Below are 22,476 nucleotides of genomic sequence, written 5' to 3' on the forward strand. Positions count from 1 at the left end.
ATCATTCCCTTCCTTGACGTCGGGACCGGCGCCGCCGCCGTGGCTGTCGCCGGCCTTCATCGTGTGGGCGAGCACGGTCGCGCCGTGACTGGCGGACTGGCGGTTCTTCATGGCCAAGGCCCATGCGGGCTGAGCGGAAGCCGGGGCTGCGGGCGCGGTGTTTCCGTATGGGGGCGCAGCACGGTGGCGGGCGCGGGCGCCCGTGCGGAAGTTATCCTTCATGGATGCGCCGGCTTTTCCGGCCATCCGGCGCAGCGGCGAGAACGCGGCACTGGCAGCGCCACTCGCCGCCTTCTGTCCGACAGCGGCCATGCCGCCCGCCACCGCGCCCGCGCCGCTCCTGCCGAACGAGCCGACGCTGTAAGCGCCCGCTGCGCCGCCAGCCATGCGCGCGCCGCACGAGGCGGCGCCGGTCATCCGGCCGGTCGCGCCTATGGTCGAGGCGGCAGCGCCCAGGCCCAGCTTCGCGGCGGCTGCGCCACCGACCAGCGCGCCGCCTGCCGCCAGCACGGTTCCGGCCGCTGCGCCCGCGCCGAGCTGCGGGCCGCCCGAGACGATGCCGTTGGCGATGCCGGGGCCGAAGATCGACAGGCCGAGCAGCGACAGCGCGCCGAGCGCGATTCCCAGAACCTGCCGCGCGTTGGGCTCGGGTCCGATCGTGACCGTGAACGTGCTGAACAAGGTCGTGCCGATCCCGATGATGACGGCGAGCACGAGCACCTTGATCCCGCTGGAGACGATATGCCCCAGCACCTTTTCGGCCATGAACGAGGTGCGGTTCCAGAAGGCGAACGGGAGCAGGACGAACCCGGCCAGCGTCACCAGCTTGAACTCGATCAGCGTCACGAAGACCTGCCCGGCCATGAAGAAGAAGGCGAGGATGACGATCAGGTAGGACAGCAGCAGCACGACGATGATCGCGAGATTCGCGAATACCGCCCACAGGCTGCTGAACGCCTCGGCCGCGTCGATCAGCGGCTGCGCCGCATCCAGCCCTTTGGCGGCAATGGTGCTCGGCTTCATGAACTCGCCGATTGTCAGCGTGCCGCCGCTCGCTTTGAGGCCCAGCCCGGCGAAGCTCGAACACGATCGTCGCAAGCGACTGGAAATTGCCGATGATGAAGGCGAAGGCGCCGATATAGAGGGTTTTCCTGACCAGCCGCTGGATCACGTCCTCGTCGGCGCCCCAGGCCCAGAATAGCCCGGCGATGGTCACGTCGATCGCGATCAGCGTCGACGATAGGAAGCCGACCTCGCCGCCAAGCAGGCCGAAGCCGGAATCGATGTAGGTGGAGAAGGTGTCGAGGAAGGTATCGACGATGCCGGTATCGCTCATGGCGCGGTGCTCCCGGCCTGATCGGCGACAAAGTTGCCGGGCAGCTCCGGCCGGATAGCCTCGTTCGCCCGGCTGCCATCGCTGCCCGCGCTATTGTAGGCGGCGGGGAGCGATGCATTCCCGGCCGTCGCGGGCGCGTCGCTATCCTTTCCGAAGAAGCGGCGGCGGTTCGCCGCCCATGCCTGCTCGCACCCGGAATCCGGCATGGTGAGCGAAGCGCAACGCTCCAGTTCGCGCGTCAGCCGCTTCTGTTGCTCTCCCTGCTCAATGGTAGGAAGGACCGCGCCGAGGGGCGGGTCGTTCGGTTCACGCAAGCCAGCAAGCGCGACGGCCAGCATGATGCCGCCGAGCGCTGCGACACCGGCGATCTTGGCGTTGCGGGACATTGGCAGGGCTCCCGTCAGTTGCGGCCGAAGAAGCGGCGGAAGCGTTCGCGCCCTTCCGCCTCGATCGCGGCCTCGTCGCGCGGCGTCGAGCGACTGCGCCCGGCCTTGCGCGGCGACGGCGGCGGTGAGGTCGGCGAGCTGCTGCGATTGCAGGGCGAGAAGCTGGTTGCCCGCCTGCGCCGCCTGGAGCGCGCCGGTCGCGGACTGGCTGGCCGTGACCAGGCTGTTCATCGTGGTGCGGGCGTCGTCGATATTGCCGACCACGCCCGCCTGCACCTGCAAGGCGTCCTGGAACGCGCCGACGCTGTCCTCCCAGCGCGCATTGGCGTTGGCGATCATCTGCGCGTTGGTGCCGGTGAGCGCGGTTCCCTTGTAGCGGCCCTCGAACGCCTGCTGGATGTTCCGAACATCGTAGGCGATGCGCTGGGCCTGTCCGAGCAGCTGCTGCGTCTGCCGGACCTGCTGCTGGAGCGTGTCGACCGTCGAGAGCGGCAGCGAAGCGAGATTGCGCGCCTCGTTGATGAGGCTGGTCGCCTGCTGCTGGATTTGCTGAATCTGGTTGTTGATCTGTTGCAGCGACCGGGCGGCGGTCAGCACGTTCTGCGCGTAGTTGGTGGGATCATAGACAATCCCGCCGAACTGCGCGTGCGCTGGTGCGGACGCGGTGATGCCGATGATGCTCGACGTGGCGAGAACGCCGGCCGTAAGGGCGCGGCGCAGGATGGTGGACTTCATAGGGGCAACTCCTGGTGGGGTGGCGATGGGCTTCAGGAAGAAGCTCGACGGCCCAGGCGCAGCCGCGATGCCGCAGCCATTCGGCGGCAAAGGCGTCTACGCCGTGGGTTTCGATGATCCCGGCGATGGCGAGCTGGTCTGTCTTGGAGGAGGAGGCGGCGAAGGCCAGCGCGACCTCACCCAGCCCCAGCTCGAACAGGCGGTAGCCGCGCCGCGACTGGCAGTAATAATCGCGCTTGGGCGTCGCCCGGCTGAGGATTTCGATCTGCCGCGCGTTGAGCCCGAACCGCTCGTAGATCACCGCGATCTGCGGCTCGGCCGCGCGCTCGTTGGGCAGGAGGATGCGCGTCGGGCAGCTCTCGACGATGGCGGGCGCGATCGGGCTGCCCTCGATCTGGGCGAGCGACTGGGTGGCGAAGATGACGCTCGCATTCTTCTTGCGCAGCGTCACCAGCCATTCCGATAGCTGTTTGGCGAAGGCCGGCGATCCCAGCGCCAGCCAGCCTTCGTCGATGATGACGAGCGTGGGGCTGCCGTCGAGCCGGCCGGCGACGCGGTGGAACAGATAAGAGAGCACGGCCGGCGCCGCGCCGCTTTCCATCAATCCTTCGGTCTCGAACGCCTGGATCGCCGCGTCGCCGAGCCGTTCGCTCGGCGTCGAGCAGTCGGCCCCAGGCGCCACCCACGCACCACGGCGCCAATGCCGCTTGAGCTGCTGGCTCTGGAGGAGAACGGCGAGCCCGGTCAGGGTGCGTTCCGCGACCGGCGCGGTGGCGAGCGAGGTCAGCGCCGACCAGAGATGGTCCTTCGCCTGCGGATCGACGGTGACGTTCTCGCTGGCGAGGATCGCGGCCAGCCATTCGGCGGCCCAGGCGCGCTCGGCCGGATCGTCGATCCGGGCGAGCGGCTGAAGCTGGACACCATCGCCGGCCTCGTCGGCGAGCATTCCGCCCAAATCCCGCCAGTCGCCGCCCATGCCGAGCGCGGCGGCGCGGATGCTGCCGCCAAAGTCGAACGCGAAGACCTGCGCCCCCGCATAGCGGCGGAACTGCATCGCCATCAGCGCGAGCAGCACCGACTTGCCCGAGCCGGTCGGCCCGACGATCAGGGTGTGGCCGACATCGCCGACGTGGAGGGAAAACCGGAACGGGGTCGAGCCTTCGGTCCTCGCGTAGAGCAAAGGGGCTGTCCGAAATGCTCGTCCTGTTCCGGCCCCGCCCATACCGCTGACAGGGGGATCAGGTGGGCGAGATTGAGGGTGGAGACCGGGGGCTGGCGGACGTTGGCGTAGGTGTGGCCCGGAAGTGAGCCGAGCCACGCTTCTATGGCGTTCATCCCCTCGGGGATCACCGTGAAGTCGCGGCCCTGGATGATCTTCTCGGCCAGCCGCAGCTTCTCGGCGGCAATCGCGGGATCGCGATCCCACACCGTCACCGTGGCGGTGACATAGGCCATGCCGGCATAGTCGGCGCCCAGCTCCTGCAGGGCGGTGTCGGCGTCCAGGGCTTTGTTGGAGGCGTCGCTGTCGAGCAGCGTCGATGCCTCGTTGGTCATGACTTCCTTGAGGATCGCCGCGACGCTCTTGCGCTTGGCGAACCACTGGCGGCGGATGCGGGTCAGCAGCTTCGTCGCATCGGTCTTGTCCAGCATGATCGCCCGCGTCGACCAGCGATACTCGAAAGCGAGCCGGTTCAGCTCGTCGAGCAGGCCGGGAAAGGTGACGCTGGGGAATCCGGTGATGGTGAGCGTGCGGAGATGATGGTCGCCCAGACGGGGTTCGAGCCCGCCGGTCAGCGGCTCGTCGGCGAGCAGCGCATCGAGGTGCATCGGCGTCTCGGGCACGCGCACGCGCTGGCGACGGGTCGAGATCGTGCTGTGCAGCCAGGTCAGCGTCTCGGCGTCATCGAGCCAGCGGACCTCGGGCACGAAGCCCTCGACCAGATTGAGAACGCGATCGCCGCGGTCGGTGAAGCCCTTGAGCAACTCCCACGGATCGACGCCCGTGCCGGAACGGCCTTCATAGAGCCAGGTTTCGGCGCGGGCGGCGTCCTCGGCCGGGGCATCCAGAGCAGCGTCAGATAATAGCCGCGCTCGAAATGCGCGCCTTCCTCGCGGAACTGCTCCCGGCGTTCCATGTCGACCAGCGCCGAGACGGGATCGGGGAAATCGGATTCCGGGTAGTCGAGCGCGGGCGTGCGCTGCGCCTCGACGAAGATCGCCCAGCCCGAGCCCAGCCGGCGCAGCGCATTGTTGAGCCGCGCGGTGGTGGCGACCAGCTCGGCCGGCGTCGCGCTGTCAAGATCGGGGCCGCGAAACTTCGCCGTCCTCTGGAAACTCCCGTCCTTATTCAGAACGACGCCCTCGCCGACCAACGCGGCCCAGGGCAGGAAGTCGGCCAGATGCGCGGCGTGGTTCCTGTATTCGCGCAGGCTCATCATGGCCGCATCCACGTCGGATAGCGGAGGTGGCGGCGGGCCACGTCCACGAATTGCGGGTCGCGCCGCGCCGCCCAGACCGAGAGCGCGTGACCGATGGCCCAGAGGGCGAGGCCCGCGATCCAGAGGCGCAGGCCCAGGCCGATCGCGCCCGCCAACGTCCCATTGACGATGGCGAGCGAACGCGGGGCGCCACCGAGCAATATCGGCTCGGTCAGCGCCCGATGGACCGGCGCGAAATAGCCCGCGATGGGCTCGCCGTGATCGGCCGCGCCCGTCATGCGATCAGCGCCCCGCCGCCGAACGAGAAGAAGCTCAAAAAGAAGGAGCTGGCCGCGAACGCGATACTGAGGCCGAACACGATCTGGATCATTCGCCGCGCCCCGCCCGACGTATCGCCGAAGGCCAGGGTCAGGCCGGTCACGATGATGATCATCACCGCGATGATCTTGGCAACCGGACCCTCGATCGATTCGAGGATGCTTTGCAGCGGCGCTTCCCACGGCATCGACGATCCGCCCGCATGGGCGGGCATCGCGTAGAGCAGGCCAGCGGCGGTGATGCCGATATGGCCGAGGCGGTCGAGCATGGTGCCGCCGAGCAGGCGGCCCTTCATGGTCCTGATGGGCTTGGCGTCGTTGGTCATGGCAGGTCTCCGGTCTGGGGGGTGATGAGCGGCGTGAGGCGGTAGTCGCCGGTCGCGGCGTCGAGCCCTTCGACGCGGGCCAGTTCGGCGAGACGGCGGCCGTGCCCGTCGCGGACCAGCACGGCGATAAGGTCGATGGTCTCGGCCAGCAGCGCGCGGGGACCGTGACGACGGCCTCCTGGATGAGTTGCTCCATGCGGCGCAGCGCGCCGATCGCGGTCCCGGCGTGGATGGTGCCGATGCCGCCGGGGTGCCCGGTGCCCCAGGCCTTGAGGAGGTCGAGGGCCTCCGCGCCGCGCACCTCGCCGATGGGGATACGGTCGGGACGCAGGCGCAGGCTGGACCGCACGAGATCGGACAGCGAGACGACGCCATCCTTGGTCCGCATGGCGACAAGGTTCGGCGCGGCGCACTGAAGCTCGCGCGTGTCCTCGATCAGGACGATGCGATCAGTCGTCTTTGCGACCTCGGCCAGGAGCGCGTTGACCAGCGTGGTCTTGCCGCCGCCGGTGCCGCCCGCCACGAGGATGTTGGCGCGGGCCGAAACAGCCTGCCGGAGCGTGTCCGCCTGGGCGGACGACATGATGCCGGCCGCGGCATAGTCGCCCAGCGTGAACACCGCGACGGCCGGCTTGCGGATCGCGAAGGCCGGGGCGGCGACGACAGGCGGCAGCAGCCCTCGAACCGCTCCCCTCCTTCGGGTAGTTCGGCCGAGACGCGCGGGGACCGGGCATGGACCTCGACGCCGACATGGTGCGCGACCAGGCGCACGATGCGCTCGCCATCCGCCGCGCCGAGCATCATGCCGGTGTCGCCGATGCCTTCGCCCAGCCGGTCGACCCACAGCCGGCCGTCCGGGTTCAGCATCACCTCGATCACGGCGGCATCGTCGAGCCAGGCCGCGATCGACGGCCCCAGCGCCGTGCGCAGCATCCGCGCGCCGCGCATGTTCGCTTCGGATCGGATCGACTGGACGGGAAGCGAACGGCCCCTGAATTGGGCCGGGCGAACCGCCGCCCGGCGTCAGGGGCACATCAAGAGAGACAGGAAATCGCGCGGGGCAACAACTATGTCAGGGCGTAGTAGTGACGGCGGTAGATAAGTGCGCGTTGCGGTCGGACACTTTCGGCGCCGCTCTCCGCCCGCGCTATTTTCGCGAACATAGCTGGCCGAGTCGCGCATGGCCGGCCCCGATTGGTTCGCACACTGTCATGTGTCGGCTGAGCCGCCGTCACGACCTGCAATATCCTCCGGTATCTCATCGAGCAGGCTCTTGCCGCTGGCGTAGCGCCGGCCGAGCGTCTCGACAAAACCCTCATAGCGCTTGCGCCCTGACCTGGGCCGCCGCCTGATCCTCGTCGGGCAGCGGTGGCGTGACCGCCAGCCAGAAACGCACGAACAGCGCCAGCGCCTCGGTGGTGAGGCCGGTGTTGCGTTCGAGCCGCTGAACCTGGCGCGAGAGACGGTCGAGCCGCCGCGCGAACGCGGCCTCCATCCGGTCGAGCCGTCCGGCGACATCCAGGACGTAACGGCCGCTTCCACGATAGCCGAGCGCGAGATGCGGCGGCGGATCGCCAGCTCGCTCACCTGGCGGGCCAGTTCGGGCGGAAAATAGACGTTGAGACGGACGCGCATGGGAGCCTCCTACATTTCGATGCCGTCGTCGGGATCGAGCGACGCCTGCCGTGCGATGCCTTGCATCCGGCGCCGCGCCGCGGCCTGGCGCGCGGCGTCCTCGGGCTCGTCCTCGACGATGGAAAATTCCTGCGCGGGCGGTGCGGGCGCCGTCTCCTTCACGATGGCGACATGATCGGGAAGCTCGGGCTCGCGGCGCAGCCCGCTGTTGGCGGCATCCTCCTGGCGCCGGATGATCGCCGCGATCTCGGCGGGATCGGCCGTGGCGGCGAGCCCCGTCCAGTCGTGGGGACGGACCTCCCGCGGTGGCGATGCGGCCGGATCGGGCGGCGGCATGATCCGCGCGGCGAGACGGGGATCGGCATAATAGGCCGCCTTTTTCGCGCGGATCGGCTGGACGCCCGACACCATGACGATTTCCTCGTCGGGCGGCAGCTGCATGACTTCGCCCTGCGTCAGAAGCTGCCGGGCGGTTTCGGAGCGCGAGACCATCAGATGCCCGAGCCAGGGCGAGAGCCTGTGCCCGGCATAATTCTTCATCGCCCGCATCTCGGTCTTGGTGCCGAGCGCCTTCGACACGCGCTCCCCCGTTTTCTCGTTGTTGGTCGCGAAGCTCACCCGGACGTGGCAGTTGTCGAGAATCGCATTGTCCTGTCCGTAGGCTTTCTCGATCTGGTTGAGCGACTGCGCGATCAGAAAGGATTTCAGGCCATAGCCGGCCATGAACGCCAGCGCGCTCTCGAAAAAATCCAATCTCCCGAGTGCGGGAAACTCGTCGAGCATCAGCAGCAGGCGATGCCGGTTGCCCTGGTTCAGTTCCTCCGTCAGCCGCCGCCCGATCTGGTTGAGCATCAGGCGGATGAGCGGTTTGGTCCGCGAGATGTCGCTGGGCGGAATGACGAGGTAGAGCGTTGTTGGCAGTTCGCCCGCGACCAGATCCATGACGCGCCAGTGGCAGGCGCGCGTGACCTGGGCGACGACGGGATCGCGGTAAAGCCCTAGAAACGACATGGCGGTGCTGAGCACGCCCGAGCGTTCGTTGTCGCTCTTGTTGAGCAGCTCGCGCGCGGCCGAAGCAACCACCGGATGCACCCGGCTTCGCCGAGATGCGGTGTCGCCATCATCGCGGCCAGCGTCTGTTCGATCGTGCGCGCCGGATCGGACAGGAAGGCCGCGACGCCGGCAAGCGTCTTGTCGGGCTCGGCGTAGAGCACATGCAGGATCGCGCCGACCAGCAGCGCATGGCTGGTCTTTTCCCAGTGGTTGCGTTTCTCCAACGAGCCTTCCGGGTCGACCAGCACATCGGCCACGTTCTGCACGTCGCGGACTTCCCACTGGCCGCGCCGCACCTCCAGCAGCGGGTTGTAGGCGTCCGACGCCGCGTTGGTCGGGTCGAACAGCAGGACGCGGCCATGCTGCGCGCGGAAGCCAGCGGTCAGCGTCCAGTTCTCGCCTTTGATGTCATGGACGATCGCCGACGCCGGCCAGGTCAGGAGCGAGGGCACCACCAGCCCCACGCCCTGCCGCTGCGGGTCGGCGCGTAGCACAGCACATGCTCGGGACCGTCATGGCGCAGATAGGCGCGGCCCAGCTTGCCGATCACCACGCCGTCGTCGCCGAGCAGTCCGGCCGCGCGCACCTCGTCCTCGGTCGCCCAGCGCGCCGAGCCATAGGTTTCCGCGTTCTTCGCCTCGCGCGCACGCCACACCGACATGGCGATGGCGACCGCGACCGCCACGAACCCGCCCGACGCGGCGATATAGGCGCCGGTCTGGAAAATGCCGGGCGCATAGGCATCGAAGCTGAACCACCACCAGAAAAAGGCGTAAGGCGGATAGACCGGCCAGCCGAGCGCCATGAACCAGGGTTCGCCAAGCTCGGGCTGATATGCCAGCGCCGCCGCCGTCCATTGCGTGGCGCTCCAGATCGCGGCGAGCACGATCAGGAAGACGGCGATGATCTGGCCCCAGAGGATTTTGGTAGCGGGCATGGTTTATCTCCTTGTTCAGATGCCGAGGCCGCGCTTGCGGCCCAGCGACCAGCCGATGCCGCCGCCGTCGCGGGCGACGCCTGCGATCTGCCGGCCCAGCTGGCGTTCGAGGTCGTTCGACCAAGGCACGAGCCGGAAGCCCAACCCGTCGTCGATCATCGCGAAGCGGCCCGAGGCGAGCGCGAGGCGCTGGCGGCATGTCCCGGCGACCTTGTCGCCGGGACTGGTGGGGCGGTAGGCGAGTCCCGTCCGGCCCGCGATTTCGGCACCTGTCGCGTCCAGCTCGCGGCGGCGAAGCGTGTCGATCAGGTTGCCTTGCAGAACCACGCGGTTGCCGAAGCGGCGGGCCAGTCCTTCGCGCACGAGATGATCGGTGCGCTGGTCGAGCGCCCGTTGCACCTCCGATCCGAACCCGGCGGCCGTCACCGCACGGCGGCGCTCGATGAGACGATGATCGCCAGGTCGCGCCTGTCGCGTTCACCTGGGCGGCGAGGTCGAGATCGGATCGCGTCGCCAGGAACATCGTCGGCTTCGGATCGCCCGGCCGGCCGATAGCGCGCAGCTCGACGATGCCGCCGATATCCGGGCTGCGCCCAGCGCCTCGATGCCCGGAAGCCGGACATGGTGGGTGCGCCCGTCGATGCCGTCGATCACGGCATAGGCCGAGCCATGCAGCTCGTCGTGCAGCCCCTTGTCGATCAACCGGCCGACGATGGGCTTTTGCGGCGCGGCGCTGACGATCTCGTAGCTGTCGAGCGGGCGCTGCAGGCCGCGATCGTTCAGCGCCTTGCCGATCGTGCGGATGATGTCGCCGCGCGTGCCCAGCTCGCGCAACCTGGCTTGCGCATCCGCCGCCAGTGCCCACTGACCGGGCGTGGCCTCGGCTGCGAGCCCCATCGTCTCCAGATGCTGCAAGCGGCCGATCATCAGGCGGCGGACCTGGGGATCGTCGGGTCCGGGCTGCTGGGGGCGCAAGTCGATGACGCCGAGTGCGTCCGCCGTGCGATCGATCTCAGCGTCGAGCCTGGTCCAGCGTTCGGCCGTCACCTCGCGTTCGAGCGCGCGCTGGATTTCATGCTCGGGCTTGGGGCCGAGTTCGGCATAGGCCAGTTCCTCGGCGCGCGAGCGCAGATTGTGGCTGATATACTCCCGGTTGATAACGAGGTCGGCCCCCTGGTCATCGACGCCGCGCACGAGCAGATGGACGTGGGGATTGTCGGTGTTCCAGTGATCGACCGCGATCCATTCGAGACGCGTCCCGAGATCGGCTTCCATCTGGCGAACGAGATCGCGGGTATATTCGCGCAGGTCGGTGAGGTCCGCCGCATCCTCGGGCGAGACGATGATCCTGAAATGATGCCGGTCGTCCTTGCAGCGATCGGCGAAGGCGCGGTCGTCGGCGCCGTCGCCATTGGCGTCGAACATCCGCGCGGGCGATCCGTCACGGGTGACGCCCTCGCGCTTGAGATAGGCGATGTGCGCGGAGAGCGGCGCCCTCGGCCGCCCGTTCCGGTGGAAGCGGGTGAGGGGCACGATCTTGACCAGCACGCGCCGGCCCGATCCGAACAGCCGGCTGCGCGCGAAGGACGTGCGGCCCCGGCCGAAGTTCGATTGCCCGACGCGCCGCGATCCGCCCCAGCCGCCCGTTCGCCGGCCTCCGCCGCTGCGCGCGGCGACGCGGAGCACCTGGACGACAAATCCTTGCGCCTTGCGGCCCTGGCCGGCTCCCCTGTTCCTGACCTTGCCCGGCCGGACGCGGAAATCCTCGTCCTCGCTCACGGCCGGGCTGCTTTCCGCCGAAAATGGCCTGTGGTGCCATTCGGCGCTTTGAAATGACTTGCTTTTTTCTTCCGAGCGGCACGCTCGCCGACCGACGCACCCGCGCCAAATCGTTGAAAGACAAAGGCTTTCAGCGAATTTGGGGTGCGCTTTCTATCTTGCCGTCCCTTCCTTCGGCTTTTTCCTGCCCTTCCAGGCACTTCCACCTTCCAACCGGGCAATCTGAAAACGGGGGCGGTCATGGTGCGCCGGCCTGCCGCCGGCTTGCGGACGGCGCGCTGCCGGGCCGCGGCGATGCTGCAACGGGATCGCCCGGCAGCGCGAACTTGAGGCGCCAGGTCCGCCAAGCTTCGGCGACGGCTCCGGTGCCGGGAAACAGGTCGTCGAGCGCATCTTCGGGACGCGCGGCGACCGTCTCGAACGCCCAATGACAGACCGCTTCGGGCTTCGCGCCGGTGAGGCCGCGGCGCAGCGTGATCGGGCATTCGATCCAGTCGCGCATGACCAGGCGCTTGCTGACCACGGGTTTGCGCGCGGGCTTCACGATGACGGGTTCCCACGCCCAGGCGACCGGCACGTTGCGCTTGAAGGCGGCAAAGCCCTTGACCCACGCCATCCACCGCGCGCCGGTTTCGCGGATCAGCGGCGCGAGAACGGCGACCGATTCCGGCGTCGCTGCGGCGTGCAATATCCAGCCGTCATAGTCGCGCTGGAGCCGCTCGATCAGCGCCGCATGATCGACCTCGCCCGCATAGTCGGGATGATTGCGATAGAGATGCGCGCAGCCGATATAAGGCGGATCGGCGTAGGCGATCTTCACGGCTGCCTCCGCCCTGACAGCGCGACGAACAGACTGTTCGCGGCCGGTTCTACCGCCGCGCGCATGTCGTCCGCGTGTTTTCCGGGTGACGTTTCCAGTGCGGCCGGATCGTCGTTCGGCCGCGCAGCGAACAATGCGGCCCGGCGCCAGGCGAAGCGATCGGACGGCGGCGCGGCGGCAAGCTGGCTGTCGCCCGCGCTGCCGGTGATGGCCGCCAGCTTTGCAAGATAGGCGCGTGTCTCGGCGGGCAGCGGGCGGCCGCGCGAGAGGTATTCGTCGTAGCGGCCCGGCCCGGCATTGTAGGCCGCCAGCATCGCCGTCGCGTTGCCGTAGCGGTCGTGCATCGCGCGCAGATAGGCCGCGCCCGCCATAATATTGTCGCGCACATTGTAGGGATCGCGCCCCAGCCCGTGACGAATGCGCAGGTTCGCCCATGTGCCGGGCATGATCTGCATCAGGCCCATCGCGCCAGCCGAGGATACCGCACGGGAATCGCCGTTGCTCTCGACGCGCATCACCGCCCAAATCCATGCCTCGGGGATGCCGAAGCGCCGCGCGGCGTCTGCGACTTGAACGGCCCAGGGATGGCTGGTTGCCGTGCGTTCGGCCGGCGCGTCCTGTGCCCGCGCCGCGTCCGGCCCGATACCGGACGACAGCAGCAGAACCGCGAGCAGGACGACCGATCCGCCCCCGCTCCGCCGCCAGCCTGCCAGCGTGCTCGCTCCGGTAAAGGGTGCGCGCGATGCGCCGGCCGGGGGCCGCCCTTGACCTTCGCTGCGCGCGCCGGCCGGCCTGCGACCGAGCGGGACGGAGGGATGATGCGATCTTTCCGCGAACAGAGGGATGACCGGGAAAGGCACGGATCAGTTCCGGTCGTCGCGAGGCCGGGGGCGCTTCCACGACAGCCGGAACGTCCGACCCTCGTCATCGGCGCGGAACAGCACCGGCCGGAACGGCGAGCCGAAAAGCGGGCTGTCGATCTCCAGCGCGATGTAATCGCCCGCGCGTTCACCGACCCGTTTCCACGCGCCGCCGACCTCGGGGCCGTCCTCGTCGTCGAGGTGGACACGGTAGTCGGGCGCGTTTTCGGCATCGCCCGGATCGATCGCGACCAGCACGATCTGCTCGTTGATGCCGAAATAACGGGCACGTCCAGCATAGCCGCTAGCGGTGGGTTCAAAGATATTCGTCGGCATGGCCGATCTCCTTTCACTGGGGTTGAAAGCGACGGGGACGGCGCGCGCAGATGCAGCGGCGTCGCGCGTCCGATGACGGTGGAAGCCGGAAGCGGGCCGAAATAGCGGCCGTCGAGACTGTCCGGGACGGATGGGTTGAGCAGGAATATCTCGCCGGGGCCGAGCGTCCGGCACCCCTGCCAGACCGGCAGCGGGCGGCCCCGACCGTCACGCGCGCGGGCCATAGCGACGCGCCGGCCATCGACGCGCACCACGGCGCCGATGCGGCACACGCGCTGCCCCGTTTTCGCCGAGACATGTTTCAGGAGCGGCACGCCTCGGGCAGGTAACCTCGCGCCGAAAGCCAGCGGGAGAGCCGCTCTGGCGGCGTGATGGCGACCAGCGCCCCGGTGGGCGGATCGCGGTCGGGATGGACGCGGTAAAGGCCGATCGGCGCGCTGGCGCTGGCGTTCCAGATCACGCGCGGAAGCGGATCGACGGCTGCGGTGATGACGAACGCCGCGGCGAAGGCGAATGCGGCGATGGCCGTCGCCATGACATAACGGCGGCGCGTCATCCTTCGATCTCCCGGCGCTTGAGCCAGGCGCGATGGCGCTCCATCGTGTAGGGACGCGGCTCATGGCCCGCGGCGATGCGGTTGTGAACGTGGCGCCAGTGGTCGGACGCGGCATCGCAGGGATCGACACCCGCCGCTTCCACCGCGTCGATCGCGGCGAGCACCTGGCTCACCTTCGGCCAGCTCTCGATATGCAGGAGGATGTCGCCGCCCGGCCGCACGAAGGGCAGCGTGGTGTATGGTTCGCCGGCATCCACCGCCCGCAAGACGTCGATGCGCGAGGTGATCGTGCCATAGTCGTTGGCGGACCAGCGGACGAAGGTGAATATCGCGCCGGGCCGAAAGCTCACCACGCGCGTTCGGCGCGTGAGGATGCGGTCGTGGGCGATACGGCCGAAGCGTATCCAGTGCTCCAGCTTCTTCTCGATCCAGGTGAGTTCGACTTCGGTCAGCCGGGAGGCGGCTGCGATTGCGGACGGTATGGGCGGGCTGCGGTGAGGTGCTTCCCGTTCCGCCGCCTGCCGCGCAGCGCGGCTTCAAACCCGCTGAAATCGATATGCTGTGGACGCGCGGGGTCGCTCATCGTTCGTCTCCGGCGCTGTCGAGGGATGCGCGGCCGAGCACGAGATCGAGCGCGGCTTCGGTGCGCAGGATCGCGCGGCCGATGGCTTCGGGGATTTGCGGAGAACGGCGTCGCCGAACGCCTCGACGATCAGGCTGGCAGCAGCCGTCCCGCGTGGACCGCCGACCGCAACGCGCGTGCCAGCCACCCAGGCGGAAAGCCCATCATCCAGCCGTAAGTGACGGGCAAGGCCGCCGTTCCAGTCAGCCCACGGCTCCGCAGCATCGCCGCCAGCGCGCGAGCGCCCGCCCATTTGTCCGGCGCGCGATCGGTCATAGCCCCGTCCATCACCGCGTCCATCGTCGGGGATTTCCTGCGGTCGTAGGCCGGACTCCAGCTGTCCATCCGGCTGTCCCGCTTCGTGGGAGTCGGCAGGAGTTCCGCGGCATGGCGCAGCAGGTTCGGCGTGTCGATCTGCGCCTTCGCGCCATTCGCCCGGCGTCCCGTCTCGATCTCCTGCGCGCTCAATCTCCGGCCGCCGTTCGGTTTGACGGGCGTCGGCATCATGCCCGCATGGCGGCTGGCATGGCCCTGCAACTGGCTGAGCACATCCCCGGCCGCCGCGTTCCGCATCCGACTTGCGCGGCGTCGCCAGAATCATCCGCAGCGGATATGTTGATCCGCTCCGCCGCCCGCGCCGTCCGTCATCCCGTCCGTCGCCAGCGGGGTCGGCAGCCTGTTCAATGCAGCGGGGTGCATCATCGTCGGCAGGTTCATGCCAGTCCGCTTCTCTCCGCGCACCTTGCACATCTCCGGGCCGTGTGCCGCGTCGCTGGTGCGCGGCGTCGGCAAGCTGGCCGGGGTCGTAGCCGATGAGCCATGATCGCTTGCGGACATGGTTGGCGCCGACATTTTCAGCAGCCACCACGCACGGTTCGCAGGCGTAGCCGAGCGTTTCCAGGAGAAGGAGCAGCCGGTCAGCGCCGCGAGTTCTGAGATTAGCGCTGTTCTCAAAAGCGAACCAGCGAGGCCGGCAATCTCCGACCAGGCGGACGGCTTCGAGGTAGAGGCCCGACCGTTCGCCTTCGATTCCCCTGCCTTTGGTGTTGGCGCTGGAGATGTCCTGGCACGGCGGCGATCCGACGATGATGTCGGGTAGGAATCCGAGGTCGGAAACAAGTCGAGCTGCCGTGAGGGCGCGCACGTCATCGTAGAGTCTGACATGGGGATTGTTCTCCGCGTAGAGGATGCGGCGCCACTCGACGATCTCGCAGGCGGCGACGGTAATGAAGCCGGCGCGATGCAGGCCAAGCGACCAGCCGCCCGCCGCTGCGCTGAACAGGTCGAGCGCGCGCATCATTCGCACAGCCCGTATTCGCTGTCGCAGCGCAGGCCGTGCTCATCGGCCTCGCGCTGCTCCTGGTCGATGAACAGGTCGTAGTTGCGCCCGCCCCGGCTTGTGCGCGACCACGCGATCGCCCTGTCGATGGTCGCCCGGCCATGATCGGCGGGATCGCCCGGGACGGTCGGCGCGGGCAGCAGCGATGCCGGCGTGCCGGCGACGGCGCTGCGGCGGGACACGAGGCTGACCAGCTGCTCCCACTCGCGCACGCGGTCTACCTCGGCCGGGAAGCGCATGGACCAGGCGCGCAATTCGCGCTTTTTGACCATGATGCAGGTCGAGCAGCCGACCCGGCTCATGCCCATCGTGTAAAGCGGGTTGTGGCGCAGGCCGTGGCGCTCGGAGATGGCGAAGGTGTCAGCGGCCGACCAGCGGAAGATGGGCCGGTAGAGCACTTGGCGCGCCCCGACCGGATACCGCTTCGACTGGATGGGCGGTTTCTTCGCCCGCGCCGGGCTCTCGTCGGCCCGTTCGCCGATCCAGTCGATCACCGGCACGCCCGCGTCGAGCAGCGGGCGCTTGCGGTGCATCATCGGGATCAGCTTGGTCTCGTCGGTGCAGAAGCGCGTCTTCGTGCCGGGAAACCGGCCGTGCAGCATCGCCATGTCGAGGAACGGGATGCCGGTGGGATGCAGCAGCCCGAGCGCCCGCTCGATCAGGTGATCGGGGACAGGTGGCGAGACCAGGACGGGACAATCGCACCCGGCCATCCACTCGGCCCTGGTGATCGTGCCTGCCTGCCATGCGTCCCGGCGCTGGTTGCACGCGCCTCTATGGCGCGTCCGCCGCTTTTCGTTCGACCATTCCTCACGAAGAATCCCGCGCTTACGGGCGAAGGCCGCCGCGTCGGTGAGGCCGGGCACATCGTTGGCCGACACGATCTCGATGTGCAGGCCGGTGCGCTGCCGCAGCCAGTCGTCGAGATAGGCGATATGATCGAGCGTGATCGGGTTCTCATGGCCGTTGTCGGCACAGAGGAAGCGCGGGGCGTTGTTGCCGAACGCGGCCAGCCCCTTGCGCTCGATCCGCTCGACCATCTTGCAGAGAACGGCTTGGCTGTCCTTGCCGCCCGAGATGCTGCCGAAGTGCTGGACGGCGATCATGGCCGCTGCCCCGCAAGCCAGGCTTCGATGTCCGGCTGCCGCCGGGCGAGATCGAGCGGCGGCAAAGCGGAGGCGAAGCGCGAGACGCCCGAGCCATCGAAGCTGTCGGCCCCTGCTGCCGCCGCGCAAAGGCGGATGCGCCGCGCGGTGTTGACGCGGCCGACATGGCAGATGGCGCCACGCTCATGCGCGAGCCGCGCCCATGTCGCCATCGTCGCCAGTTTCCACGGCGTATCGCCGCCGACGAAGATACCGATCTCCGGGCCGACCACCGCCGCGACGTGCGGCGGCTCCATGCCGTTCTGGACGGCGAGCAGATATTGCGCGTCGCGCAGCTCGGGCCGGTTGCGCAGCGCGTCCAGCCAGTCGAGCGAGAAGCGCAGCGAAGCGAGGCCGCCCGCCACGATGTCGGGCAGCACGATCCAGTCGGCCCCCGACCCGAGCAGAGCAACCGCCTTCTCGAACGCGGGCACGTCGAACGGCTCGCCCCGCTGAAAAGCCGTCCATGCGCCATTGTCGAGCGCGTAGCGGAAGCGTTCCGGGCGCAACGGTCCCTTTGCGGAGACCATCAGCCGCCAGCCCGCGCGCCGCAGAGCATCGAGATTGCGGCGTGTGCCAGTGCGGGAAGCATAGCCGATCATCGGCCGCCTCCCGGCGCCATCACCGGATGGCGGATCGCTTTCGCATCACGCCCTCTGGACGATTGATCGCCTCGCGGAAAAGGCGTAGTAGTATAGCGTAGTGGAAACGGCGGATTTACTGCCTGATACTTCGCACCGTCTCGCGAATTATCCACAGCTCGAAATCGCGTTAGAAAGAATACGAAGTATTCTTTACTGTTAGCATAGTTAGAAGGGGGGCGATTACGCGAGCGATTCCAGAGGCTTGCGTGGGGGGCGGGTTTTTTATAGGCCGAGTCAGCGGTTTTTAATCGGCCGAGTCCGGCGGTTTTCAATAGGCCGAGTCTCATGGCCGGTTATCCACAGCCAGCCCCATGCGCCGCGCCGCCGTCTCGAACGGATCGGCAGGCACGGGCGCGAAGGTCAGCCGCTCACGGCCGAACGCGCGCTCGATCGCCAGCGCGTAACCCGGAAGGGACTGGCGGCGGACGATGCCGCGCAGCTCGAACGCGAATTGCTTCAAGGGCGAGAGCGCGCCGGATTTCAGGTGGAGGTGCGAAACGTCGAAGCTCCAGCCGCCTTCCTGCTGGCCGCCATGCTTGCGCACGATCCGGTAGAGCCAGCGTTCCAGCCCTCCGGTCAGGTCGAAATAGGCCCGGTCGATGGTGAGGACGAACGTGCGATCGACCACGCCGGCATAGAACCAGTCGGGCAGGATCAGTTCGATACCGAGCGGCCGCCCTCGCCGTCGAGCCGCTCCTGCCACTCGTTGATCCACGAGAAGCGATGGCGGCGGCGCTGGTGCTGCTGGCGGATCGACGTGGCGACCGTAGTGGATTGCAGCCGGTCGAGCGCGGCCTTCAGCCGGTCATAATGATCCTTGCCGGTGCCGCGTCCGGTGAAGGTGAGGATTTCGTGCGGCGTCGTCGCCATCAGGCGCGAGGTCGGCAGCCCCGCGTCGCGTGCCGCGACGATCTGGCTCGCCGCCCATATCAGCACGCGTCGGCGTCCCATATGGTCGCCATGCCGTGCTCGGGCACCGCCTCGACCGATATCCAGGTCGCGCCCATGCGGAAGTCGATCGGCGTCACCCGCCTGCGCTTGGCGAGGCTGAAGAACGGCCAGGCCATGAGGTCCTGGGCGTCGCGCGGCGCGATGTCGTGCCCGAGCGACGGGAACAGCGCGAGTTGGGCGCGCTCGCCGGAACGGGAGGCGGCGCGCGGCTTCATCGGCGGCTCTGCGTGATCGCCGCATCCCGCTGCGGCATGAGATCGTTCTGGCCGGGGTCGGACGTGGAATATTTGGTGCCGAGGTCGGCCCAGGCGCGCAGGTCGTCGACCGAATAGACCACCCGTCCGCCGATCCGGCGATAGGCCGGGCCGCTCCCGAAATAGCGGTGCTTCTCAAGCGTGCGGCCGGAGAGACCGAGGAAGCGCGCCGCTTCGGGGGTCCGCAGGTAGCGGGGCGGAAGGGTGACGGGCGGCCTGGACAACGAGCGTCTCCTGCGAAGCGGGATGGCAGGAGGCGATCATGGCGAAGTGCTCACGGCAGGGTGGGGAACGAAGATTCGCAGCTGCGCCGATGTGACCACCCCCCGGCCGCGGTCACGCGGTGGGCGCTATCAGCGGAAGCGCAGCAGCTTGCGGTAGTCGCCCTTCATCATGGCGGTGGCGTCGCGCACCAGGCGATAGGCGAAGGACCGGGCGTCCGAGTTCTTGAAGTCGGACGCCGAGAGATGCCCGGCTTCGTCCTTGCCGAGCGCGATCGCGATTTCGCGATATGTCGCCCCGGCGAGGCGCAGATCGAGCGCGCGAAGCATCAACTCGAGCCGGGCCGTGCGAATTGCGGTGAGTGGCCATCCGCGCGGCAACGGGCCGGGTCGCTTGCCCGACATGAGCCGATGGAAACGCAGCAGGCTGAAGATGCGCTTGATGAAATCCTTGTCGAGCGGGACGATCGCGGCGAGCGGCTGGCCGGGCGTCGGATCGCGTAGCCACAGCCGATGCTCGCCGGCCGCGTCAGCGACGACGACATGACGGCCGTCGATCCCGGCCCGGTCGGCGAGCAGCGCGCCGAGCGCCAGCGGGTCGATTGCCGCTGCGCCGGCATATTCCTCCGGCGCGGCGTCGAGGATCACGGTGACGGCGGTGAGTTCCGGCCGCCAGATCACCGTGCCCGACAGCTCATCAGGCAGGTAGGCGAAAGGACAACCCCCAGCGGCGGGCGAGCGCTATTCGCTCGCTCGCCGGGGCGTTGCGCCTGAGACGCGCCCGTTCTGCGCGATACTGGCGGTTGCGTTGAAGGAACGCGGCGGCGAATTCGGCGCGGCCGGGCGTGGCCGGCGCATTGCCGGCACGTCGCGAGCGCCGTCGTGGCGGTGTCGGCATGAGCATCCTCCCCAGCCGCTCTTTGTGCGGAGTCTGGACCGCCGAGGATCGGGAGAAGCGCTGCATCCCGACAGCGCGAAGGCTGCGCGGTGCGATGCCGCCCGCGCATCGGAATCCGCGACCGGAAAAATCCATTCCGGTCTGAATGTTAACCATTCCGTGGCGCGCGGGCCGAGGAGATATGCGTAGCCCACTTCGGTCATCCAGCGCGCGCGGGCGAGATGGCTTTCGTGCATCACGCGGGCGCGCTCGGGTTCGGCACGGGGATCGATCCCGAAGATATGCGCCGCCGCATCTCGCCAGTCGGCGCCCTCGTCGTCGGTATCGAGCAGGCGGATATAGTCGGCGAGGTGATCCTCGTCATAGGCGGTAAGCCGCGGCGCGTCGGGCGCGCGATCCTCGAAATGCTTGCCGGTCATAACGCCCCCGTTCCTCCAGTCCCCGTTAACCTTTTAGACCGAAACGGAGACAATTCCATGCGCGCGGCGGGCATGGCTTCGCGCGCGCTCCGCAACGGTCGATCCGGGCGAGAAGCGGTTTGTCTGCGGTGCGCCCCCGCAAACTTGCTCCTGACCCTGATCGGGGAGTGGTAAACCGCGTTCAATCGGCCCTGTGACCTTTAGCCCGGAAGCCTGTTGTATACGTCACAGGCTCCCCGACCATGTGGTCAAGGATGGCGGCGCCGTCACGGCCGGCGCCAAACCGTTGAACGTGGGGCTACCAACCCCAGGCCGCCGCGTAGCGGCCCACGTCCTTCTTAGGACGGGGATGCCGTTCTGGCTACTGTCTCTTGCGAGCCGGGCAGCGCCCGGCGAGCGCGCGCCAGGACGGCCGCGCGGACCTTTGGGACGCGCGGCCGCCGCCGGCCTGGGTGGGTCGGCGGCGGCATGGGATGTCAGCGAAGGCTTGCAAAATGGGTCCAGCAGGCTTCGATCGCCTGTTCAAGCGTGGTGCAATCGCCGAGGTCGAGGAACGCGGCGCCGCGCGCGGTGATGATATGGGCTCGCGGTATCCAGACCGGGGCGGCTTCCTCGGGCGGCCAGTCGTGAAAACCATACGGATAGGCGGTGATGCCGTAGGGCGCCCAGAGCTTGGGGTGCAGCCGCGTGAAGCGGGCGACATAGGAGCGGCCATGATCGTGCCTTTCAAAATGGGAGAGCCGGAAAGGGAGGCGGCCTGCCGCCACCCTCCGCGCCGGGCGTTCCAGCCGCTTGCTCGCGGTGTGGTAATGGCCGTTGTCGAGTTCGATGCCGGTCCAGTCGCGGCCGAGTTGCTGGGCTGCCGCCAGTGACGAACCGCTGCCGCTGAACGGGTCCAGCACAAGCTCGCCCGGCTGCGTGAAAGCCTCGATCAACGGAGTCAGCGCCTCAACCGGCTTTTGCGTGGGATGCAAACGGTTCCCGCTGTAAGGAAAATCGAGCACGTCGGCGATAGGACGCGCGGGCCGGGCCGGATTGCCCTTCGCCAGCAAATAAGCCTGTTCGTGCTCATAGCGGAGGAAGCGGGCCGATGACGCATAACGCTTGCGAAACACAAGATGGCCGACGACGCGGAAGCCCGCCGCCTTCCATGCGTCCATGAACAAATCCACCTTGTTCCAGCCATAGAAGGAAACCGCGAAACCGCCATCCTTCAGGACGCGGTGCATTTCCCGAAACGCCGGACGCAGCCACCGGCCGTTATCGTCATTGGCAACCTTGCGGCCCTGACGGTCCCGGTAGCGGGTCACATAGGGCGGATCGGTCAGGATGAAATCCACCGTGCCGCTATCGAAAGCCTGCATCACTTCAATGCAATCACCGTTGAAAATCACATTGCGGGGAGCCTGTGCCTTGCTGGTCATGTCTCAAATCCTTTGGGTCTGAAGTTCAGCGAAGCGGAATGCCGCGCCTGAACTTCTGCCCGGCGGCGAGCCAAGGGTAGCAACGGGGCAAGGGCGGCCGGGGCGGAGGGGAATCACCCGCCTGCACAAGGCGAAGCCGCGGAAGGTGGGGATACCGCCCCGGACGGTTCCACTTACCTTGACCGGCGCGAGGACAACGTCCTTAGCAACGATCGCGCCGCCCAGGCGGCGCGCACGGGAAGACCTGCCCGCGTGGGCGGGCTCGCTTTGCGGGCTTGTCCCGCCCTCTTTTCCACTCACGCAGAGGACAGCCGGGATACCGGCTCGGCCATAGGCCGATCCCTGCTCGGTCAGCCCCAGCCTGAGATTGCGATCATTGTGCGGCAGGTCGCCAGGGTGAGCGGCGCTGGCGGATACAGTGAAGATCCATCCGGGACCGGAAAGGGAGCGCCCCGCCATTGCTGGCGGGACGCTCGCGATCAGTCGACCTTCAGCTCGAACTTGCCGGTTGTCTCGGTCGAGACAAGCCGAAGATGAACGTCCGGCGCCAGGACCGGATTGAGCTTGAGTGAAGCGTAAGGCTTCTGGTCTTTGGTGGCCTTGAGCCAGCCAACGCCGAATTCGATGCGCTCGTCGTCGGCGGCAACGATGCGATAGTCGGGCGACTTGTCGCTTGCCTTGTCGTCGATCCGAAGGATTTCCACCTTTCGCTGAGGCCGAAAAACCGGATTTCGCCGTGGAAGCCGCGATCGGTTGCCGTGAAGTTTCCGCAGATCATGTCGTCAGTCCTTTCTTGACTCGGGACCGCGCCCTTCGCGGCCTCGTGGCATGTCGAGGATCGGGGACAGCCGGCTGCGCACCGCTGCTCGGGGTTCCCGTCGCGCTTGCGCGGCGGGGTGGGCTTGCGGCCAAGAGACGGCCGAAGGGCGGCTTTTTGCTTCGCGCTGCAAAGCCGAAGGCGGCGGAAAAAAGCTGCCCGGCGCCGTTGCGCCGCCAGGTGGACACGAACAGATCAAGCCACGAGGGAGGCCGCGAGGGTCGGTCA

20 protein-coding genes and 7 pseudogenes are annotated in these 22,476 nt (G+C 68.0%); 1 reads left to right on the plus strand and 26 read right to left on the minus strand.

Translation table 11 applies throughout. The features are described from left to right. Positions 1 to 3: 3 nt before the first annotated feature. From trbL to LY284_RS39210, 24 genes and pseudogenes are all read right to left on the minus strand, one after another. Positions 4 to 1,336: pseudogene (gene trbL / locus LY284_RS39205) on the minus strand (P-type conjugative transfer protein TrbL); the annotation flags it as partial. Continuing rightward, a complete protein-coding gene (gene trbJ / locus LY284_RS07845) occupies positions 1,333 to 2,457 on the minus strand; it encodes a P-type conjugative transfer protein TrbJ (protein ID WP_233385673.1) in 1,125 nt (374 codons plus the stop codon). The gene trbJ and the pseudogene trbL, both read right to left, overlap by 4 nt. Continuing rightward, positions 2,342 to 4,895: pseudogene (gene trbE / locus LY284_RS07850) on the minus strand (conjugal transfer protein TrbE). Before trbE ends, trbJ begins: the two are co-directional and overlap by 116 nt. Continuing rightward, positions 4,892 to 5,173 carry a VirB3 family type IV secretion system protein gene (locus tag LY284_RS07855; protein ID WP_155178416.1) on the minus strand — a complete coding sequence of 94 codons (282 nt, stop codon included), beginning with the start codon at positions 5,171 to 5,173 and terminating at the stop codon, positions 4,892 to 4,894. Before LY284_RS07855 ends, trbE begins: the two are co-directional and overlap by 4 nt. Next, positions 5,170 to 5,481, minus strand: a complete 312-nt coding sequence (locus LY284_RS07860; protein WP_031290822.1) for a TrbC/VirB2 family protein — start codon at positions 5,479 to 5,481, stop codon at positions 5,170 to 5,172. The genes LY284_RS07855 and LY284_RS07860 overlap by 4 nt, the downstream gene beginning before the upstream one ends. Before the next feature lie 53 nt (positions 5,482 to 5,534). Continuing rightward, positions 5,535 to 6,471 (minus strand): annotated as a pseudogene (gene trbB / locus LY284_RS07865) (P-type conjugative transfer ATPase TrbB). A gap of 382 nt (positions 6,472 to 6,853) precedes the next feature. Continuing rightward, entirely contained in the window at positions 6,854 to 7,033 is a 180-nt protein-coding gene (locus tag LY284_RS07870) for a hypothetical protein (protein WP_233387195.1), read from the minus strand. 35 nt (positions 7,034 to 7,068) lie between these two features. Further along, a pseudogene (locus LY284_RS38620) lies at positions 7,069 to 7,173 on the minus strand (CopG family transcriptional regulator); the annotation flags it as partial. Positions 7,174 to 7,182: 9 nt separating this feature from the next. Next, positions 7,183 to 9,163 (minus strand): annotated as a pseudogene (locus LY284_RS07880) (conjugal transfer protein TraG). 15 nt (positions 9,164 to 9,178) lie between these two features. Next, positions 9,179 to 9,607 carry a DUF3363 domain-containing protein gene (locus tag LY284_RS07885; protein ID WP_309243195.1) on the minus strand — a complete coding sequence of 143 codons (429 nt, stop codon included), beginning with the start codon at positions 9,605 to 9,607 and terminating at the stop codon, positions 9,179 to 9,181. 33 nt (positions 9,608 to 9,640) lie between these two features. Further along, positions 9,641 to 10,942 carry a DUF3363 domain-containing protein gene (locus LY284_RS39025; RefSeq protein WP_233385678.1) on the minus strand — a complete coding sequence of 434 codons (1,302 nt, stop codon included), beginning with the start codon at positions 10,940 to 10,942 and terminating at the stop codon, positions 9,641 to 9,643. A gap of 238 nt (positions 10,943 to 11,180) precedes the next feature. Further along, the gene (locus LY284_RS07895) at positions 11,181 to 11,762 is read right to left on the minus strand and encodes a hypothetical protein (RefSeq protein WP_155178403.1); all 582 of its coding nucleotides are present in this window, start codon (positions 11,760 to 11,762) and stop codon (positions 11,181 to 11,183) included. Next, positions 11,759 to 12,622, minus strand: a complete 864-nt coding sequence (locus LY284_RS07900; RefSeq protein ID WP_174834972.1) for a lytic transglycosylase domain-containing protein — start codon at positions 12,620 to 12,622, stop codon at positions 11,759 to 11,761. The genes LY284_RS07895 and LY284_RS07900 overlap by 4 nt, the downstream gene beginning before the upstream one ends. A gap of 3 nt (positions 12,623 to 12,625) precedes the next feature. Continuing rightward, positions 12,626 to 12,958, minus strand: coding sequence for a DUF736 domain-containing protein (locus tag LY284_RS07905; protein ID WP_155178399.1), 333 nt, complete (start codon positions 12,956 to 12,958; stop codon positions 12,626 to 12,628). 119 nt (positions 12,959 to 13,077) lie between these two features. Beyond that, a pseudogene (locus LY284_RS38950) lies at positions 13,078 to 13,272 on the minus strand (S26 family signal peptidase); the annotation flags it as partial. Beyond that, positions 13,260 to 13,514, minus strand: coding sequence for a hypothetical protein (locus LY284_RS07910; protein ID WP_233385687.1), 255 nt, complete (start codon positions 13,512 to 13,514; stop codon positions 13,260 to 13,262). The pseudogene LY284_RS38950 and the gene LY284_RS07910, both read right to left, overlap by 13 nt. Continuing rightward, positions 13,511 to 13,996 carry a DUF2840 domain-containing protein gene (locus LY284_RS07915; protein ID WP_230461329.1) on the minus strand — a complete coding sequence of 162 codons (486 nt, stop codon included), beginning with the start codon at positions 13,994 to 13,996 and terminating at the stop codon, positions 13,511 to 13,513. The genes LY284_RS07910 and LY284_RS07915 overlap by 4 nt, the downstream gene beginning before the upstream one ends. 54 nt (positions 13,997 to 14,050) lie before the next feature. Beyond that, positions 14,051 to 15,436: a DNA cytosine methyltransferase gene (locus LY284_RS07920; protein ID WP_233385689.1), complete on the minus strand. Its 1,386-nt coding sequence runs from the start codon at positions 15,434 to 15,436 to the stop codon at positions 14,051 to 14,053. After that, a complete protein-coding gene (locus LY284_RS07925) occupies positions 15,433 to 16,581 on the minus strand; it encodes a phosphoadenosine phosphosulfate reductase family protein (protein WP_155178390.1) in 1,149 nt (382 codons plus the stop codon). The genes LY284_RS07920 and LY284_RS07925 overlap by 4 nt, the downstream gene beginning before the upstream one ends. Further along, complete coding sequence (locus LY284_RS07930; protein ID WP_233385691.1) at positions 16,578 to 17,222, minus strand: hypothetical protein; 645 nt, start codon at positions 17,220 to 17,222, stop codon at positions 16,578 to 16,580. Before LY284_RS07930 ends, LY284_RS07925 begins: the two co-directional genes overlap by 4 nt. A gap of 325 nt (positions 17,223 to 17,547) precedes the next feature. Next, positions 17,548 to 18,430 (minus strand): annotated as a pseudogene (locus LY284_RS07935) (replication initiator protein A). After that, positions 18,427 to 18,693 (minus strand): AlpA family transcriptional regulator, encoded by a 267-nt coding sequence (locus LY284_RS07940; protein WP_060977333.1) that lies wholly within the window; start codon positions 18,691 to 18,693, stop codon positions 18,427 to 18,429. Before LY284_RS07940 ends, LY284_RS07935 begins: the two are co-directional and overlap by 4 nt. A gap of 129 nt (positions 18,694 to 18,822) precedes the next feature. Next, entirely contained in the window at positions 18,823 to 19,371 is a 549-nt protein-coding gene (locus tag LY284_RS07945; RefSeq protein WP_230461243.1) for a DUF2285 domain-containing protein, read from the minus strand. A 16-nt stretch (positions 19,372 to 19,387) separates the two neighbouring features. Next, a complete protein-coding gene (locus tag LY284_RS39210) occupies positions 19,388 to 19,744 on the minus strand; it encodes a transcriptional regulator domain-containing protein (protein ID WP_375294241.1) in 357 nt (118 codons plus the stop codon). Positions 19,745 to 19,809: 65 nt separating this feature from the next. Here LY284_RS39210 and LY284_RS39215 point away from each other — a divergent pair, with 65 nt between their 5' ends. Beyond that, positions 19,810 to 20,181 (plus strand): hypothetical protein, encoded by a 372-nt coding sequence (locus LY284_RS39215; RefSeq protein ID WP_375294242.1) that lies wholly within the window; start codon positions 19,810 to 19,812, stop codon positions 20,179 to 20,181. A gap of 302 nt (positions 20,182 to 20,483) precedes the next feature. Here LY284_RS39215 and LY284_RS07955 read toward each other — a convergent pair whose 3' ends face one another. Both LY284_RS07955 and LY284_RS07960 read right to left on the minus strand, forming a co-directional pair. Continuing rightward, on the minus strand, positions 20,484 to 21,431 hold the full coding sequence (locus tag LY284_RS07955; RefSeq protein ID WP_309243181.1) for a DNA methyltransferase: 948 nt from the start codon (positions 21,429 to 21,431) through the stop codon (positions 20,484 to 20,486). 479 nt (positions 21,432 to 21,910) lie between these two features. Continuing rightward, positions 21,911 to 22,135, minus strand: coding sequence for a DUF736 family protein (locus LY284_RS07960; protein WP_233385695.1), 225 nt, complete (start codon positions 22,133 to 22,135; stop codon positions 21,911 to 21,913). Positions 22,136 to 22,476 lie beyond the last annotated feature (341 nt).

Origin of the sequence: Caballeronia sp. PC1, assembly GCF_021353155.1 — a bacterium.
Taxonomy (GTDB): Bacteria; Pseudomonadota; Gammaproteobacteria; order Burkholderiales; family Burkholderiaceae; genus Caballeronia; species Caballeronia cordobensis.

Coding starts and splice junctions, on each gene's coding strand:
- LY284_RS07925 (WP_155178390.1), bottom strand. CDS start 16,581: ATGATCGCCGTCCAGCACTTCGGCAGCATCTCGGGCGGCAAGGACAGC.
- LY284_RS39210 (WP_375294241.1), bottom strand. CDS start 19,744: ATGGTTAACATTCAGACCGGAATGGATTTTTCCGGTCGCGGATTCCGA.
- LY284_RS07870 (WP_233387195.1), bottom strand. CDS start 7,033: ATGGAGGCCGCGTTCGCGCGGCGGCTCGACCGTCTCTCGCGCCAGGTT.
- LY284_RS07910 (WP_233385687.1), bottom strand. CDS start 13,514: ATGACGCGCCGCCGTTATGTCATGGCGACGGCCATCGCCGCATTCGCC.
- LY284_RS07955 (WP_309243181.1), bottom strand. CDS start 21,431: ATGACCAGCAAGGCACAGGCTCCCCGCAATGTGATTTTCAACGGTGAT.
- LY284_RS07920 (WP_233385689.1), bottom strand. CDS start 15,436: ATGATGCGCGCGCTCGACCTGTTCAGCGCAGCGGCGGGCGGCTGGTCG.
- LY284_RS07855 (WP_155178416.1), bottom strand. CDS start 5,173: ATGACGGGCGCGGCCGATCACGGCGAGCCCATCGCGGGCTATTTCGCG.
- LY284_RS07930 (WP_233385691.1), bottom strand. CDS start 17,222: ATGATCGGCTATGCTTCCCGCACTGGCACACGCCGCAATCTCGATGCT.
- LY284_RS39215 (WP_375294242.1), top strand. CDS start 19,810: ATGGCTTTCGTGCATCACGCGGGCGCGCTCGGGTTCGGCACGGGGATC.
- LY284_RS07860 (WP_031290822.1), bottom strand. CDS start 5,481: ATGCTCGACCGCCTCGGCCATATCGGCATCACCGCCGCTGGCCTGCTC.
- trbJ (WP_233385673.1), bottom strand. CDS start 2,457: ATGAAGTCCACCATCCTGCGCCGCGCCCTTACGGCCGGCGTTCTCGCC.
- LY284_RS07905 (WP_155178399.1), bottom strand. CDS start 12,958: ATGCCGACGAATATCTTTGAACCCACCGCTAGCGGCTATGCTGGACGT.